This window comes from Ruegeria sp. BHSB172, assembly GCF_059613165.1.
In genome coordinates this window covers 14,127-30,519 of the sequence record NZ_JBXWRZ010000038.1, presented here as the reverse complement: position 1 = coordinate 30,519, position 16,393 = coordinate 14,127, and the positions used below count along the sequence as shown (strand labels likewise).

The 16,393-nt window shown below is 62.7% G+C and carries 13 protein-coding genes; 5 read left to right on the top strand and 8 right to left on the bottom strand.

Going from position 1 to position 16,393, the window contains the following annotated elements; translation table 11 throughout:
• Positions 1–204, top strand: a 204-nt coding sequence (locus AC2FM3_RS14585; RefSeq protein ID WP_496683131.1) for an SMR family transporter, incomplete at its 5' end; no start/stop codon positions are given.
• 311 nt (positions 205–515) lie between these two features.
• Positions 516–701 (top strand): hypothetical protein, encoded by a 186-nt coding sequence (locus tag AC2FM3_RS14580; RefSeq protein ID WP_490362638.1) that lies wholly within the window; start codon positions 516–518, stop codon positions 699–701.
• A 33-nt stretch (positions 702–734) separates the two neighbouring features.
• On the opposite strand, the gene AC2FM3_RS14575 is transcribed toward AC2FM3_RS14580, so the two are convergent.
• The 8 genes from AC2FM3_RS14575 to AC2FM3_RS14540 form a co-directional block, all read right to left on the bottom strand.
• Complete coding sequence (locus AC2FM3_RS14575) at positions 735–1,544, bottom strand: M90 family metallopeptidase (RefSeq protein WP_496683129.1); 810 nt, start codon at positions 1,542–1,544, stop codon at positions 735–737.
• 41 nt (positions 1,545–1,585) lie between these two features.
• Positions 1,586–3,430, bottom strand: coding sequence for an amidohydrolase (locus AC2FM3_RS14570; protein WP_496683127.1), 1,845 nt, complete (start codon positions 3,428–3,430; stop codon positions 1,586–1,588).
• 96 nt (positions 3,431–3,526) lie between these two features.
• Positions 3,527–4,258, bottom strand: coding sequence for an amino acid ABC transporter ATP-binding protein (locus AC2FM3_RS14565; RefSeq protein WP_496683126.1), 732 nt, complete (start codon positions 4,256–4,258; stop codon positions 3,527–3,529).
• Positions 4,258–5,091 (bottom strand): amino acid ABC transporter permease, encoded by an 834-nt coding sequence (locus tag AC2FM3_RS14560; RefSeq protein WP_496683124.1) that lies wholly within the window; start codon positions 5,089–5,091, stop codon positions 4,258–4,260. Before AC2FM3_RS14560 ends, AC2FM3_RS14565 begins: the two co-directional genes overlap by 1 nt.
• Before the next feature lies 1 nt (position 5,092).
• Positions 5,093–5,908 carry an ABC transporter substrate-binding protein gene (locus AC2FM3_RS14555; RefSeq protein ID WP_496683121.1) on the bottom strand — a complete coding sequence of 272 codons (816 nt, stop codon included), beginning with the start codon at positions 5,906–5,908 and terminating at the stop codon, positions 5,093–5,095.
• 105 nt (positions 5,909–6,013) lie between these two features.
• Entirely contained in the window at positions 6,014–7,429 is a 1,416-nt protein-coding gene (locus AC2FM3_RS14550; RefSeq protein ID WP_496683119.1) for an FAD-binding oxidoreductase, read from the bottom strand.
• A 104-nt stretch (positions 7,430–7,533) separates the two neighbouring features.
• Positions 7,534–7,791 carry a DUF4242 domain-containing protein gene (locus tag AC2FM3_RS14545; RefSeq protein WP_496683117.1) on the bottom strand — a complete coding sequence of 86 codons (258 nt, stop codon included), beginning with the start codon at positions 7,789–7,791 and terminating at the stop codon, positions 7,534–7,536.
• A gap of 30 nt (positions 7,792–7,821) precedes the next feature.
• Positions 7,822–11,370 carry an AAA family ATPase gene (locus AC2FM3_RS14540; protein WP_496683115.1) on the bottom strand — a complete coding sequence of 1,183 codons (3,549 nt, stop codon included), beginning with the start codon at positions 11,368–11,370 and terminating at the stop codon, positions 7,822–7,824.
• 161 nt (positions 11,371–11,531) lie between these two features.
• On the opposite strand from AC2FM3_RS14540, the gene AC2FM3_RS14535 reads away from it, so the two are divergent.
• From AC2FM3_RS14535 to AC2FM3_RS14525, 3 genes are all read left to right on the top strand, one after another.
• Positions 11,532–13,859, top strand: coding sequence for a fatty acid cis/trans isomerase (locus AC2FM3_RS14535; protein WP_496683113.1), 2,328 nt, complete (start codon positions 11,532–11,534; stop codon positions 13,857–13,859).
• A gap of 69 nt (positions 13,860–13,928) precedes the next feature.
• Complete coding sequence (trhA, locus tag AC2FM3_RS14530) at positions 13,929–14,597, top strand: PAQR family membrane homeostasis protein TrhA (protein ID WP_496683110.1); 669 nt, start codon at positions 13,929–13,931, stop codon at positions 14,595–14,597.
• A 207-nt stretch (positions 14,598–14,804) separates the two neighbouring features.
• Complete coding sequence (locus AC2FM3_RS14525; RefSeq protein WP_496683107.1) at positions 14,805–16,334, top strand: phospholipase D family protein; 1,530 nt, start codon at positions 14,805–14,807, stop codon at positions 16,332–16,334.
• Positions 16,335–16,393 lie beyond the last annotated feature (59 nt).

The following is a 16,393-nucleotide window of genomic DNA, read 5'->3' as shown; positions in this document are numbered from 1 at the left end:
CTGCTTCTGCTGGGCAGTTTCATCGTCGCCATCCGCGGGATCGAGTTGAGCATCGCCTATCCGGCCGTCACGGGGCTGGCGATGGTTGGTATTCTTGTCGTCGGCTACGTCCTGTTTTCGGAAACGCTGAGCCTTCAGAAAATCGCCGGCATCGGGTTGGTCATGGCAGGGGTTCTGCTGCTGTCGCAGGTCGACCAAGCCTGACACCCGGCCCGTTGACCATCGGCAAAACCTTGCACAAATGAACCGATTTGCACCTCACGCCTTGCCCTTGCAACACGTGTTCCGCCATGCAGTGCGAACCGTGCCATGTCGCAACAGTTCATGGATTCGCGTCATGGGTTCGGTGCAGACAGGCAACCGCTAACCAAATTTTAACCCTTGGCAGTTCAAACTTTTGCCATGATTTGAAACCGTAATCGAATTGCGGCTTGAGTGGTGGACATCTTGGTCCTCTCACAACCGGGTCGCGGTTCATGACCGGAGGGACTGGGACAGTGTTGGGGATCGTCGGATTGGCAATCATATTCAGCCTTGGTCTGGCCGTGGCCGCCCTGTTGTCCGGGTATTCGCTTCTGACCGCATTGTTGGTTTACATGCTGGCCGGAATTTTCTTTGTCCTTGTTGGTCTGGGCGCAGTTTGCCTGACCCGTTCGCTGAAGACCACGCAATCGGATGAACGCCGCGCCTTTTCCGGCTGATCGCCGCATTCTAAGTCGTCTTAGCCTGCGATCCTACGACCAAACTGCCGGATCAAGGCGAAAGAACTTGCACAATTCCGAATAAAATGCCGGTTCGACCTGCTTCAAGGCCTTGGGCCGCTCAAAGAACAGCTCGACCGTGACGGCAAAGAACTCTTCGTGTCCCGTGGCGCCATAGGGGTCGATTACAGTGCGCCGGCCTGTCTCGACCGCGTGCAGATGCGCGTCATATGCCGCCAGAAAAACACGTTCCCATTCGGCATAGCTTTGATCTCTGGCCAGAACTGGCACACCGTTGGTGCCGCCGGACAGATCATCCAGCTGATGCGCAAATTCGTGGAACACGACGTTGTGCCCGTCATGATCGTTTGCTGCGCCCTGCCGGCTGTGCGCCCAGGACAGGATCACCGGCCCCCGATCCCAGCTTTCGCCGGTACGGATGATCTCTTGTTCGGTCACGACATAGCCACTGTGCCGCTGTTGGCGGGACTTGAACGCATTGGGATAGATCAGGACCGTCGTCAGATTGTCGTACCATTGGTCCGAGTTGACGACCAGAAGGCAGGCTTGTGCGGCAATCGACAGACGCATCTCGTCCGTGACCTCCAGCCCGTCGCAGCCGATGAAATCGACCTGATTCAGGAACAGATTGATCTTGCCTTCCAAAGAGGCGCGCAGCTTGGCAGGCAGCCGCTCAAGGATCGGCACCGTCGCGTGGATGGTCCGCCGCTCTTCATCGCTCAGCGGTGTTTGCAGCAGCGCGGCCCTGGCCCTGGACTTCGACCAGAAATACCAGGCCACCAGACCGGCGATTGCCGCAACAAGGCTCAGAAAAAGCACCATGTGGCGACGGTATCTCTATTGCCCCACCTCGGAAAGCCGATTCATTCGGTCGAGGGCTGCGTGAAGTCCGCCAGCCAAGGCCGTTCGACATCCATGCCCTGATACAGCGCATGCAGCAGCAGATGTGCCGTCACCGGGTCGGGGGCAAGGGGGCGACGGTCCAGTCGCCCCTCTTTGACCGCAGTATCGGCGTCGAAGATCACCGCATCCTCTTTGATGGTGGTCCGCACGCGAAGCTGGGCCAGCGTTTCAGGGTCGACCGCGGTCGGGTCATCCGAAAGGATCACGAAATCAGCCAGTTTTCCCACTTCGATCGAGCCCTTCTGATCTTCCTCGAAATGCTGCCATGCCGGCCAGATCGTCATCGCCTTGAGCGCCGTCATCACATCGACCCGTTGATGCGGGCCCAGGATGTCGCCCGACCGGGTGCGCCGGGTAACCGTCGCTGCCAAGACCCGCATGCTGTCTGGAAATGCCACAGGCGCGTCGTGATGCGTACCGAACATCATGCCGCGCTCGGTCACCCAGCCGGTGGGCGAGATGTTGTCGGCATTGACCGGCCCGACCGTGTGGTCGCGGTGCCAGTCGCCCCAATAGAAGGTGTGCATCGGAAACAGCGATGGGAACACGCCCAATCGTTTGAGGCTGGCCACCTGATCCTCGCGCAGGAACTGACCATGCACCAGAACAGGCCGATTGCCCGGATCGCCATAGGTCAACCGCGCCTCGTCAATGGCGGCGATCAGCATGTCCGTGGCCCCCTCGCCATTGGAGTGGGTCAGGATCTGGAGACCGTTCTCAAAACACCAGTTCACCGAATCCTGCAACTGCTCGCGCGTGATGGCGGCGTAGCCGGCATAGCCGGGCGGGTAATCCCCGACCGGATCGTAGTAGGGCCGATCCCGCAGCGCGGTAAATCCTTGCGGCGAGCCGTCGATTGTCAGCTTGCACCCGCCGACTCGCACCCGGTCGGCATAGGTGCGCGACGCGTCCGATGCGATGAAGTCACGCGATTCCAGAACGTCGGGAAAGGCCACCACGTCGATCGGAAGGTCGCCGTCCGCGGCCACCCGGCGCAGGGCCTGAACTGCCGCGCCCGAGGAGCGCCCCTCTTGCGCGGTGGTGTAGCCAAAGCGCGCCCACATCCGGCTGCCGGCGCGCGCAAAAGTCTGCAGTCCGTCTTCGCCGACACTGCCAAGCAGGGGCACCAAGGCGCCGAAGAATGCGTATTCCTCCAGCACGCCATTCGGCTGGCCGGCATCGTCCTTTCGTATCACGCCTCCGGGCGGGTTCTCGGTTTCTGCGGTGATCCCGGCCAATTCGAGCGCTTTGGAATTGCCGACCCCTAGATGGCCGGATTGGTGGATGATCATGATCGGAACGTCGCGCGATACCGCGTCCAGTTCGGAACGGGTGGGGTGGCGCAGCTCGGCCAGTTGCGCGTTGTCATAGCCGAAGCCGATGATCATCCCCATCGCTTCGACCGTGTCGCTATTGGCCTCGGCCCACGCGGACAACGCCGCCTGCAGGCTGTCAATGTCGGTGACCGTGCCATCCGGTGGTGCCAGCAGGTTCGCCGACAAGGCTTGCAAACCGCCCATGACCACGTGACCGTGGCTGTCGACAAAGCCGGGCAACATTGCGCGCCCGTCCAGATCAAAGATCGTCGTGTCGTCGCCCTGATGGCTGCGCATCTCGGCCAGTTCACCTGCTGCGATGATCCGCCCATCCTTGACCGCGACCGCCTGTACCGTGGGCCGGGCGTCATCGATTGTCAGAATCGGACCACCGGTATAGATCGTGTCAGCGACCTGTTGGGCCAAAGCCATGTTGCTGAGGGTAAGACCGGCAGCAACGCACACGGCAGACAGGGTTGAAAGACGCATTCCGAACCTCCAGCAGCATATGGCAGTTCGGTGGACTCTAGCACGAAGTTGGCGTCCGGTCCGTGCAATGTTCAATTTTTGAACCGGCGCCGGCGTTTACTTGAGCGCGCGCGCCAGAAATTGCCGTGTGGCGTCTTGCTGCGGGTGGTCGAACAGCTGCTCGGGCGGGCCTTCCTCGACGATGCGGCCGTTCTGAAGGAAACACACCTTGTCGGCGGCCTGCCGGGCAAAGCCCATCTCGTGCGTGGCCATCACCATCGTCATGCCCTGCTGTTTGAGCATCAGCAGCACGTCCAGAACCTCGCCCACCAATTGCGGATCCAGGGCCGAGGTGATCTCGTCGAACAGCATCACCTCGGGCTGCATTGCCAGGGCGCGCACGATGGCGACCCGCTGCTGCTGCCCGCCAGAGAGTTGGTCGGGATAGTTGTGCATCCGGTCGGCCAGCCCGAAGCGTTCGAACATCTCTTCGATCTGGGGCAGCAGTTCGGCGCGCGTGCGGCCGCGCACGCGGCGCGGCGCCAGCATCACGTTGTCCAGCGCCGTCATGTGCGGGAACAGGTTGAAGCTCTGGAACACGATGCCGATGCGGGCGCGCACCGATTGCGGATCCAGCCCGGGCACCGAGATGTCGACCCCGTCCAGCAGGATCTCACCATCCTCGATCGGCTCGAGCAGGTTGATACAGCGCAGAACGGTGGATTTGCCCGCCCCCGAAGCGCCGATCAGGCAGACCATCTGCCCCTCGTCCACGGTCAGGTCGATACCGTCGCAGACGGTGCGGTCGCCAAAGCGTTTGACGACGTTGCGCAAGTTCAGTTTCGCCATCAGCGCCGCTCCCGCATCTGCCGGGCCATCAGGTGGTCGGCATAGCGCGTCGCCGGGATGGTCACGATCAGAAAAATGATCGCCGCGCCCACATAAGGCGTGAAATTGGCCAGCAGCGATTTGAACACGCCGGCCTGGCGGAAGATCTCGACCGGGCCGATGAAACTGAGAAGCGACACGTCCTTTTGCAGCGCGATCAACATGTTCATCTGCGAGGGCACGACGTTGCGGACGGCTTGTGGCAGCACCACGTCGCGCATCACCTGGCCTTCGGTCAGGCCCAGCGACAGGGCGGCGGCGCGCTGGCTGTGGTGTACGCTGTCGATGCCCGAGCGGAAAATCTCGGCCACATAAGCCGAATAGGTCAGGATCAGCGCCAGCGATCCCCAGATATAGGGCGAGTTCCACGGCCGGGCCAGACCCAGCCCGGGAATGCCGAAGCCGATCAGATAGACGGTCAGGATCACAGGCACGCCGCGGAATATGTCGGTGAAGGCCGCGCCGAAGATACGCAACGGGAACAGAGCGGGCGATTTGGTGTCGCGGGCCAGCGCGATCAGTAGCCCCAGCACCGCGATCGCGGGCGCCGACCAAGCAAAGATCATCACGTTGATCTTAAAGGCCTCGAGCAGCTTCGGGAAGGTCTTGACCAGAACCTCGCCGTTGAAAAAGCTCTGCTGGACCTTGGCCCAGCCCGGTGCCAGCGGCACCAGCACGATCAGCGCCAACACGACCAGAACGGTGCTGGTCGCGGCGATCCGGATCGATCGCCGCCGCTGCTTCGCCTCAAAAAGTTCGCGGCGGGTCGGACCCGCCGTTCTGTTCTGTGTCATGTCACTTGATCAGCGGAACGCCCGTCGTGTCCTGCAGCCATTTGGCTTCGATCTCGGCAAGTTTGCCGCTTTCAGTCAGCGCAGCGATGGCCGCATCCACGCAGGATTTCAGCGGGTTGCCTTCCTCCATCAACATGCCGAACTGGTCGGGGTTGTCGCCTTGATCGGCAGGGAACTGGCCGATCACCTTGGACCCTTCGATCATCACCGCGCTCAGGAACAGGGCAGTGGGCAGGTCGAACAGCGCGGCGTCGATCTGGTTCGCGGTCATGGCCGCGTTCACATCGGCATTGTCGCCATAGAGCAGCGGATCGGCATTTGGCTGGATTACGTTGGCCAGTTTCGGCACCGCGGTGGTCGAGCCGACCGCGCCCCATTGCAGGCCCTTCAGCGCCTCGAGCGTGGGCGGGGTGTCAACGGCGTTTGCGCTGACCAGAACCGCCATCGGCGCGGTGTAGTAAGGGGCCGAGAAATCGACGACCTGATCGCGCTCGGGCGTGATCGAGTATTGCTGGATGTTCACGTCGAAGTTCTTGGCGCCGGGTTGGATCGCCTCGTCAAAGGACGACCGGACCCAAACCACGTCATCAGCGGCAAAGCCCATCTCCTCGGCCACGGCATAGGCGACGGCGGCTTCAAAGCCTTGGCCGGACTCGGGCGCGTCATCCATCACCCAAGGGTAATAGGCCGGGTTTCCGGTGGCCACGGTGAACTTGCCCTCGGTCAGGGTCTTGCCCGCGGCGCAATGCCCATCCGCAAGGGCCGAAGTTGCGGTGAACGCAAGGGTTGCGGCCGCGATCGAAAGCATCTTGGACATGGATCTGGGTCTCCTGTTGGGAATGTCGGGCCCACGGTAGTGTTGCCCGCCGACCCTGTCCAGTTGGTCGCGGTCTATGCCAAACACCGCAAGAAGTTCAAGCAGTCACGCGGGTGGAATGTTGTGGTTCACCCGGAACAGGTTGCCGGGGTCGTACCTGCCTTTGATCCGGGACAATTGGGCCGCGTTCGCACCATAGGCCGATGACAGGGCGGCGGCCTCATCCGCGGGCATGAAATTGACATAGGCACTGCCGGTTGCATACGGCACCATGCGGTCATACAGCGCCCGCGCCCAAGCAATGCAAGCATCGTCATTGGCTGGGTCTTCCCAACGGGTGTGCACGTTCATGATGAAATGGGCCGAGCGTTGGGGATAGGCTGTCGCCGCAGCCTCGACCCGTGCCATCGCGCCGCCGACGTGGGCGATGAACACTTCACAAGCCGGGTCCGGCAAGGTCGAGATACTGTCGAGCAGCCCTGCGACCGCATCCGTGGGCAAGGCATCAAAATCGTGGCTTTTCCAATAGTTGCGCGCGCCGGGGGTCAGCAGAGGGTCGAACGCGGCCTGCCAGTCGACGAAGGCGTGCGGCGCGATCACGTCCACGATCGGGTCTCCGAGGGCGCGCAGCGGCTCCATCGCGGCTTCTCCGTCTTCGATGGGCCCGGCATAACAGGCGGCAAAGATCAGCACCTCGCGCCCGTGCCAGTCTTCGGGCAGGAAGGGCAAGGGCGGGGCCTTGCGCATCACCGTCCAGACCGTCAGCTCGTCAGGGGCGGTGTCGGCGATCCGGGCGTATTCGGGCAACAGGGAGGGACCCTGTTCAAGCGGGTGGATCACAAGGCCGGACAGGACTTGCGGCCCCAGCGGATGCAGGCGGAACTCGAACGAAGTGACCACGCCGAAATTGCCACCGCCCCCACGGATGGCCCAGAACAGGTCCGGGTGGCTGCTTTCCGACGCGGTCACGATCGCGCCATCGGCCAGCACCACCTCGGCCGAGATCAGGTTGTCGATGGTCATGCCGAACTTGCGCGTAGTCCAGCCAAAGCCGCCGCCCAAGGTCAACCCGGCGATCCCGGTGGTCGAGTTGATGCCGGTCGGAACCACCAACCCGTGCGCCTGCGTCTCTCGGTCTACGTCACCCAGTACCGCGCCTGGCGCCACACGCGCGGTGCGCGCCTTCGGGTCGACATGCACCGATTTCATCTGCGACAAATCCAGCATCACCGCATCATCGGCCACCGCATGCCCGGCAATCTGATGTCCGCCCGAGCGGACGGACATGATCAGCCCCGCCTCGCGCACGAAATTGATGGCCTTTTGCACATCGCTGGCGCCGAGCGCCCGGATCACAAAGCCGGGTTTGCGGTCGACAATGCTGTTCCAAGTGGTCCGGGCGTCATCGTATTCCGGGCTACCGGGTAGGAAGACGGAGCCGCGTAGCGCCGCGTCCAAAGCGTCAAGCGCGTCTTGGTCCACGGATTTGGTGCTGCCGTTCAGCGTTATCAGGTCAAACATGATCGGTCCTCCAGATCAGGTGGACAGGATCCTTGCTTGTCTGCCTCGGCGGGTGCCCTTTCGCCTGTTGCCGGCGTCGGGCGCAACTGAGATCGGATGCTACGTCAGGCGAAAAGGCCTGGGTCGACACGGTCAACCGGCGTGATGACGTCAGCAGGAATGTTCAGGCGCTTCGCCGCCTTGCGCAGACTTTCCTCGTCCGGGGCTTCGTACAGGCAATAGGTCTTGCGCTTGTCGGCACTGAGGAACGAGAATATCCACTCGATCCCCTCTTCATCGTTGATTTCCTTGATCTTGATCTTGTCGTCGTCTCCCAGATCAAGCTGTTCGGCAAAATTTCGTTCAATGATATATCTTGGCATGGCACCCCCCCGGTACACACTTTCTGAAAACTAGGACGCTGCTCCCTCAAGTCTTGACGCTAGGGAAACCATAGCCAATTCTCGCGCGGTTGCCAACGCTGCCACCTCGAGCTCCAAGGCGATGCTAAGGTCCTGAGGGCGACCTCGGCGGCGCAATGCTCGGGCTCGGGCGGCTTGGCTATGGGCGATCCAGGGTGGAGCGGCCATCGCTGTATCGACGGCCATCGCGGTGTCGAACAGACTCTCGGCAGTGTCCCATTCGCCCAAAAGCGCCGCCAGCGCGCCCAGCCGTCGCGCAGCGGCGCCGGTGCAGACGGTAGTTGCCCCGGCGGTGATGGTCAGATCGCGAAAGGGCAACAGTTTCTGATAGATGATCTCGGCGAGGTCGCGCCGTTCGACCGCTACGCAGATATCGGCGAGATAGCCCAGAGTGGTCGAATACATCGCATCCTCCGGCAGCTCGAAGCCGGTTTCGGACAACTCATCGAGGATTCGTTCAGCTGCCTCGGAATAGCCAAGCTCGGCGGCGATCAGGCCAAAGCCGGGCTTCCAAGCGACATCTTCCGGGTTGTCGGACATCAGGCGTTTGACGGCGGGCGCCACTTCGTGAAGGCGGTTCTGTTCCCGACGGATCGTGAACATCTGAACGCCATACACGCCCTCGACATGGGCACCGTGAGTCTGACGGCCGATCTTCAACGCCTCGGTCGCATAGGCTTCGGCCCGGTCGAACCGACCGTCCAGGATGTCCACCATGGCCCGGGCATGAACCTGCACCCAATAAAGTTGCAGATGCATGTCCTTGCGCGAAATCTCGGTCAGCAGGTCCAGCGAATTGTCGACCAGCGCACGGTCGGCCATCTCGGCGCCGACGAACAGGCTGAGCGTGCGGTCGCGCCCCTGGTCGATGCTGCCCAGTTTTTCCGCCGTCGCATGCATCGCCTCCAGATTTTCACGCCAGTTCCAGCGATCGTCGCCCTGCCGGGCGATGAAAGGCGCGCCATAGCGGGTCATCATGACGTGAAACTGCGATTTGTGGTCGCCCAAACGTGCCGCAAGGTCCATGCACCGCTGGCCATATTCCGCGCCGTCGCCAAAACGGCCGATGAACATGCAGGCCCGGGCGATCTGCCCCAAGAGTCTGCAGCGGCGCGCCTCGTCTTGCTCGGGCAGTTTTCCCAGCGCCTCGAGGCAAAGCGAAATCGCCTTTTCATGATGCTGGCCAGCCATCATGCAACAGTCCGCAAACCGGGTCGTGATATCCGCGGCCAGCGCATCCCGGCCGGTGCGCCGCGCTGCATCCATGGCTTGTTGCAGCAATTCAATCCCCTCGGGCAATTGACCGGCGCTATCATGGGCACGCCCCAGCAGCGAAGTGGCAACGATCACTTCGCGGCTGTCGTCAGAGCCCAACTGGCCCGCGGCCTTCAGCGCCTCGGCCGCGTTGGCCAGGGCCTCCTGGCTGGCCGATCTGCCCAAGGCCATTTCGGTGGCCGCGCGCCACCGCTCAAAGGCGGCGGCCCAATCCTCGGCCTCGGTCAGGTGCCGGGCGACCAGTTCCGGGCGGCGTTCGATGTCCGCAGCGCGGTGCAGGGTCAGTGCCCGGGCCACCTGGGCATGCTGGACCTTGCGTGTGGTGCTGAGCATGGATTGATAGGCCGTGTCGCGGATCAGCGCGTGGCGAAATACGAAATGCCCCTTGCGGTGGCCACTTTCAAAAATCAGACCGGCGTGGCTCAACTCATCGAGATGCGTGTGCAGGTCCTCCGGGCCCAGGGACATGATTTCCAGCAGCAGGTCAGGCTCGAACTCGCGCCCGATCACCGAGGCGGCCAAGGCGACCTGTTTGGCGCCGGGCGACACCGCATCGAGCCGAGCCATCAACGTGCCCTTGAGCGACGAGGGCACATTGCGCAGATCGCCCGTCTGGGTGATCGTTCGGGTCAATTCCTCGACGAACAGCGGGATTCCGTCGGTTTTCTCGATGATGCTGGCCACCATTTCGGGGTCGGTCGGGCGGCCGGTCAAGGATTCGATCAGGTCGCCGACCTGGGCAGGCCCGAAGCGACGCAACTGCAATGTCTGGACATGGGTATCGCCGGCGCCGGTCCGCATTTCCCATTCAGGGCGATGAGTGATGACCATCAGCAACGGCAGGTCGACACAGATCGATTTGAACCGCTCGAGAAGGGCTAACGTCGAGGCATCGATCCAGTGGGCGTCCTCGACGAAAATGATGACGGGACGATTTGACGCTCGCGCCCTGACCGTGGTGATCAGCGTCTGAATCGTCAGATCACGCTGCTCTTGCGGCGAAAGGTTCAGAACCGTTTGGGCCAGCGCGCTGTGCGGCGCAACCAGGGCCGCAAATACCGGGAGCACCTGCTCGAGTTTCAGACCCTGACGCCGGGATAGCATCCCGCGCACATGCTCCTGAACCCTGTCGTCGTCAAAATCGTGCCCAACGCCCGCATCCTGCGAAATCCGTGCCGCGACCGGGTGAAACGGGCTGCTGGTCAGGTAAGGCGAGCAGTTCAGGCGGATGATGTCGGCGTGTTCCGCCACGTTGGGGTCCGCAAGAAAAGCCTCGACCAGCCGGGACTTGCCCATACCGGCCTCGCCGCCCAGCAGGATCACCTGGCCCGCGCCATCCTGCGCCTGCCGCCACGACTGCAGCAGGATGTCCTTTTCCGTCTCGCGCCCGATCAACCTGTTTTGGGCCGCACCGTCATGCACGGCGCGAAAGCGGCTCTCGGCGCTGCGTTCCGCCACGACTTGCATCAAACTCCGCGGTGCATCGAACCCCTTGAGCGGAACCTGCCCCAGTTCGGCGAATTCGAATACGCCCTGCAACGCCGTCGTGGCGTCCTCCTGCGGGACGACCACGGCGTTCGGCGGCGCTCGTTCCTGGATGCGGGCGGCCAAGTTCAAGACCGGCCCGGTCATCGCCCCTTCCTCATAGGTGTTTTTGCCGATCGCGTCACCGACGACCACGTCGCCGCTGGCGATGCCGATCCGAACCGACAGCGGGGTCCCGTCCGGGGTTTGCAGCGCCTTGACCCGCGCCACCGCCTCCTGGCCTGCTTTGACCGCCCGGATCGCGTGATCCTCGTAGGCGCGCGGCCAACCGAAAAAAACCAGCAACCCGTCACCCAGATATTTGGCGACATAGCCGCCATACCGGCTGACGGCCCCGGCCACGGCGTCCTGATAGCGCTGCAGCAGGGTCCGCATGTCTTCCGGGTCAATCCGGTTGGTCAGTTCGGTCGAGCCGACAAGATCGGCAAAGAACACGGTCAGGTGCCGGCGCTCGGCAGCCGCAAGGTCAGCTTGGTCGGATACGGCCCCCGCCGCCTCGGGCAAAGGGATGGCAGGGTGCGGCGACCCGTCCGGCGTGCCGCCCAAATCCCGCGCCGCCGCCAGTATGAGCTTCCGGTGCCCAAGGCTGACACCCAGTTCGCGCAGGTCAGCGTCGGACAGCAAGGGCAGCACCCGTTCATCGACGTCGTTCTGTGCAAACGCATCGGCATACTGGTCCAGGCCCAGATCGTGCAGCCATGTCTCGACCGTGCTGTCCATGCCTGATCATGCGGGGTTCTGCGGTGTCAATCAAGCAATCGGTCAGTGCGGCCGAAAATGTCTCGACACGCAGGTTTGGGCGGATCAGACTGCGCTGACGTTTCAATTCCTTGATCGGGCAGAGTCCAGCCATGCAGCGCAGCGGATTTTTTCAATTCCGAATGACGGTAGCCGGCCTTGCACTGATCGTTTTGGCTGGGTTGATCATCCCAATGGGTGCCTGCGCCCAGAACGCCGTCGAGACGGGCGTGACGGGCACCGTACAGGTCAGAGACCTGCTGAACCGGCGATGCGTCGTCTGCCACAGCTGCTATGACGCGCCCTGCCAACTGAAGCTGAGCGCACCCGAAGGCGTGGCGCGCGGCGGGACCAAGCAGGTGGTCTACGACACCGACCGGCTGACAGATGCGCCGCCCACGCGGCTTGGGCTCGACGCCCGAACCGTGCCGGACTGGCGCGCGCTGGGGTTCCACACGGTCGCCGGAGGTCCGGGGCAAAAGCCCGGGCAACTCAGTCTGCTGGAACGCTTTCTGGATCTGGGCCACGCCGCGCCGCTGCCCGAGGGAGAGCCCGTTCCGCAAGAGCTGGGTCTTTCGATCAACCGCGAACTGGTCTGCCCGTCGCCGCAGGAATTCGATGCGTTTCGGCGCAAACACCCCTTGGCCGGCATGCCCTACGCTGCCGCGCGGTTGTCGGATGACGAGTTCACCCTGTTGCGCGAATGGGCGCGGGCCGGCGGGACACTCGATCCGGAAGCAGCGGATCTGCCAGCTTCGGTCCAGGCGAAGGTCGATAGGTGGGAGGCCTTTCTGAACGCCGACAATCTCCGTAGCCGGTTGACCAGCCGCTACTTGTTCGAACATCTGTTCCTGGCGCGCCTGCATTTCCCGGATGACGATCCGCGCCGGTTCTTTCAGATGGTAAGGTCCACGACGCCGCCGGGGCAGCCGATCTCCGTTATCGCGTCCCGCCGGCCCTTCGACGACCCCGGCGCAAGGCCGTTCTACTATCGGCTGCAACTTGTGACCGAGACCATCGTGCACAAGGAACACCTCGTTTATCCGTTCGGGTCCCGGCGTATGGACCGGTATAGGGAGCTGTTTCTTGAACCCGACTGGTCGCTGGAACAACTGCCGCCCTATGGCGATGCAGAGGGCGGCAACCCGTTCAGCACCTTCGCTGCGCTCCCCGCCCGCAGCCGCTATGAGTTTTTGTTGGACGACGCGCTGTTCTTCGTGCGCAGCTTCATCCGAGGCCCGGTCTGTCATGGGCAGACGGCGGTCAACGTGATCGAAGACCGGTTCTGGGTCAGTTTCCTTGACCCCGAGGCGGATCTGTCGGTGACCGATCCCAGCTATCTTGCCCAGGGCGCGGCCTATCTCGAATTGCCGGTCGCCAGGGCCGATGAAGGGGTGCTGGGCGATCTCCAGTCGCTCTATCACCGCAATCAGGTGGAATACCTTCAGTTTCGCGACGCCCGCTATCGCAACAGCCCGGCGCATCGGACGGGGTTCGGCTATGATGCGATCTGGGACGGGGGCGGGACGAATCCACAGGCATTGATCACCGTGTTTCGGCACTTTGACAACGCCTCGGCGATGATCGGGTTTCACGGCGACATCCCGGAAACCGCCTGGGTGATCGACTATCCGGTGTTCGAGAGGATCTATTACAATCTGGTCGCAGGCTACGACGTGTTCGGCCGGGTCGCGCATCAGCTGGCCACACGGCTGTACATGAATGAGCTGCGTATGGAGAGCGAAGATAGTTTCCTGACCTTCATGCCGACCGATATCCGAACCCGGATGCATGATGGCTGGTATCAGGGGTTTCTTGCCGAGTTGCACAGCTTTTGGCATCAGCGCCGTCTCGATGACGATTTCCCGACCGGGATCGCCTTCGGCACCGACAACCCCAAGGCCGAGTTTCTGCTGAACTTGCTGAACCGCGGGAACGGGCTGTGGCCGGTCACCGACCCGATCAATCGCTGCACGGGTGACGCCTGTACCAGCGACCCCAGCGCGGCGCTGCTGCGGCAGTTGTCCAGCCAAACCGGCCCGTGGGTCAGGTATCTGCCCGACCTGTCGATTTTGCTGGTCGAACATGGCGAAGACCAGACCGAGGTCTTTTCCCTCGTCCACGACAAGGCCCATTCCAACGTTGCATTTCTGTTCCGCGAACACGCACGACGCCTGCCCCGGGACGACACGATCACGGTGTTGCCCGGGCTGATCGGAAGCTATCCCAATTTCTTCTTCCGCGTGTCCAGCGACGCGTTGCCCGACTTCGTGTCTGCCGTGAAGGCGATCCGCTCGCAAAGCGACTATATGAATGTCATCGCCACTTACGGCATACGCAGGACAAGCTCCGACTTCTGGAGGCTCAGCGACCGCCTGCACGAGATGTTGGCACGGCAAGCGCCGGTTCAGTCCGGCGTTCTGGACCTCAACCGCTACAAGGACCCGAAGGCGGACGATCAACCCTCATAGAGGCCCGACACCCGAAGGTCATCGACACCCGGCTTGCCCGGGGCCGAGCGCTGGCCTATCCTGGTGGGGATGAAATCCTTTGCCGAAATTCGCCCGACCTACAGCCGGTCCGAACGCGTCAGCGACGGGGTGGTTCATGTACTGGGCGTTGGTGCGGCATTGGTCGCGGTACCGATCCTGGTCGGCCAGACCGTGCAGTCCGGACCCGAGCCCGCCGCGGTCTGGGGCGCGTTGATCTACGGCGTGACGCTTGTCTTGATGCTGAGTTTTTCAGCGCTCTACAACATGAGCCAGAGCCCGGAATGGACCGATGTTCTGCGGCGTCTCGACCACTCGGGGATCTACGTCAAGATCGCCGGAACCTATACGCCGTTCCTGCTGTTGTCCGGCGGGCAGGCGCCGGGCTTGCTGTTTGGTCTGTGGTCGTCGGCCACGCTGGGTTCGGCCCTGAAGATGATCGCTCCGCACAGGTTCCGGTGGTTCGGGCTGGCGCTTTACCTGATGATGGGATGGGCCATCGTGTGGGCAGGCCAGGGTGTTCTGGCCGATCTGCCCTCGGCGGTCGTGATCCTGATGATCGCGGGTGGGCTGGTCTACACGGCCGGCGTTGCGTTCTATCTGCTGGACTGGATCCCGTATCACAACACGATCTGGCATGTGTTCGTGCTGTCGGGCAGCGGTCTGTTTTTTGCCGCTGTCTGCATGCGGGTTCTGCCTGAACCGGTCTTGGGCCTGTAGACGCCGCGCGTTCCAAGTGGTGTTTTTTTTCGCCGTCGGGTGTCTCAGGTCGGAAGGCAGTCGGCTACCACTACGGCGAACGGGGCTGGCCGACCCGCCCTGCGCAATCGCCACAGGCCGCCGAAAACCTGCACCGCTGATCCGCAAGGGGCTTGAACCAGGGGGCCGTGGCAGTGTCATCTGAGACCCTGCGAAGGGAGGGTCTGCATGAAGCTGCGGCAAATCATAGCCGGTCTGGTCTGTCTGGTCGCGCTGCTTGGCTGCGCACCCAAGGAGCGCATGTACGAAAAGACGGTGTCCAACTATCAGCCCGCCCGTGAAGACAGCAAACTAGGACGCGCGGCGCGCCGGTTGGGCGACCCTGGGGACGGGCGCTCGGGCGTGCGACTTGTCAGCGATGGAGAACAGGCGCTGGTCTCTCGGCTGTTGATGGCGGCCGCCGCCGAACGCACGATCGACGCACAATACTACCTGCTGCATGACGACCCGACGGGGCATCTTTTTGCAGCCAGCCTTCTTCAGGCGGCTGATCGCGGAGTGCGCGTCCGCTTGTTGCTGGATGATATGGACACCGCAGGCTATGACGCGATGACCGCCGCACTGGACCTGCACGAAAACATCGAAATCAGGCTGTTCAACCCGTTCTGGCGCGATCAAAGCTTGGTCGTGGCCGGTTTGACCGATTTCAAGCGGATCAATCGACGGATGCACAACAAGTCCATGACGGCCGACAATCTGTTTACCATCGTGGGCGGGCGGAACATCGGGGCCGAGTATTTTCTCGCGCGCGAGGAAATGAACTATGCCGATCTCGATGTGCTGGCTGCGGGGCCGGTGGTGACCGAAGTTTCCAAAAGCTTCGATGCCTACTGGAACAGCCCGTTCGCGGTGCCCGCCCGCGCGGTTGTCGAGCCGCCGGAATTCAGCCTTGCCGCTGCCCGCGACCGGTTGCGCCAATTGGTCGAAGACGCGAAGCGAACACCCTATGGCGCCGCGCTGCGCCGGTCGGCGCAGGAAAACTTTGCAGACGGGGCCCTTTCGCTGGATTGGGTGCCAGCCCGACTCTATGCGGACCCGCCTGCCAAGGCAGCCGGCGCCGACATAGCGGATCCGATCCTTGCCGCGCAACTGCTGCCGTATTTCGAGACAGCAAAATCCGAGGTCACCATCGTTTCGGCCTATTTCGTGCCCCGCAACAGCGGTGTCCGGTGGCTGACCGCACTCGAGCGCCGAGGCGTCGATGTCCGGGTCGTCACCAACTCGCTGGCATCGAACGATGTGCTTCCCGTCTATGCCCATTACGCCACGAAACGCAGACCGTTGCTGCGCGGCGGCGTCGATCTGTACGAACTGCGACCCGACAACTATCAACAGCAGCGACAGGGCATCAACTGGGCGCAGTCTCGGTCGGGGCTACATTCCAAGGCTTTTGCAATTGATGATCGATACCTGTTCGTGGGGTCGTTCAACTGGGACCCCCGCTCGGTCAACATCAACACCGAGATGGGAATCCTGATCGACTCGCCCGCCCTGACCGAACAGGCCATCGGTGCGCTGGACGACGCGCTACCCGCCTATACGTACCGGGTCACGCTGGGGCCAGCCGGGCAGTTGACCTGGCGGACCCGTGCGGCCGACGGAACGGTGCTGGAATATGATGCCGAGCCAACGGGCAGCGCCTGGGATCACATCGTTGCAGGGTTCCTGAGCCTGCTGCCGATCGGGTCGCAGCTGTGAGCAGGGACCACGCCCGATCGTGGCGCGATGGACAGGGGGCTTTGCGCCCCCGAGGGCGG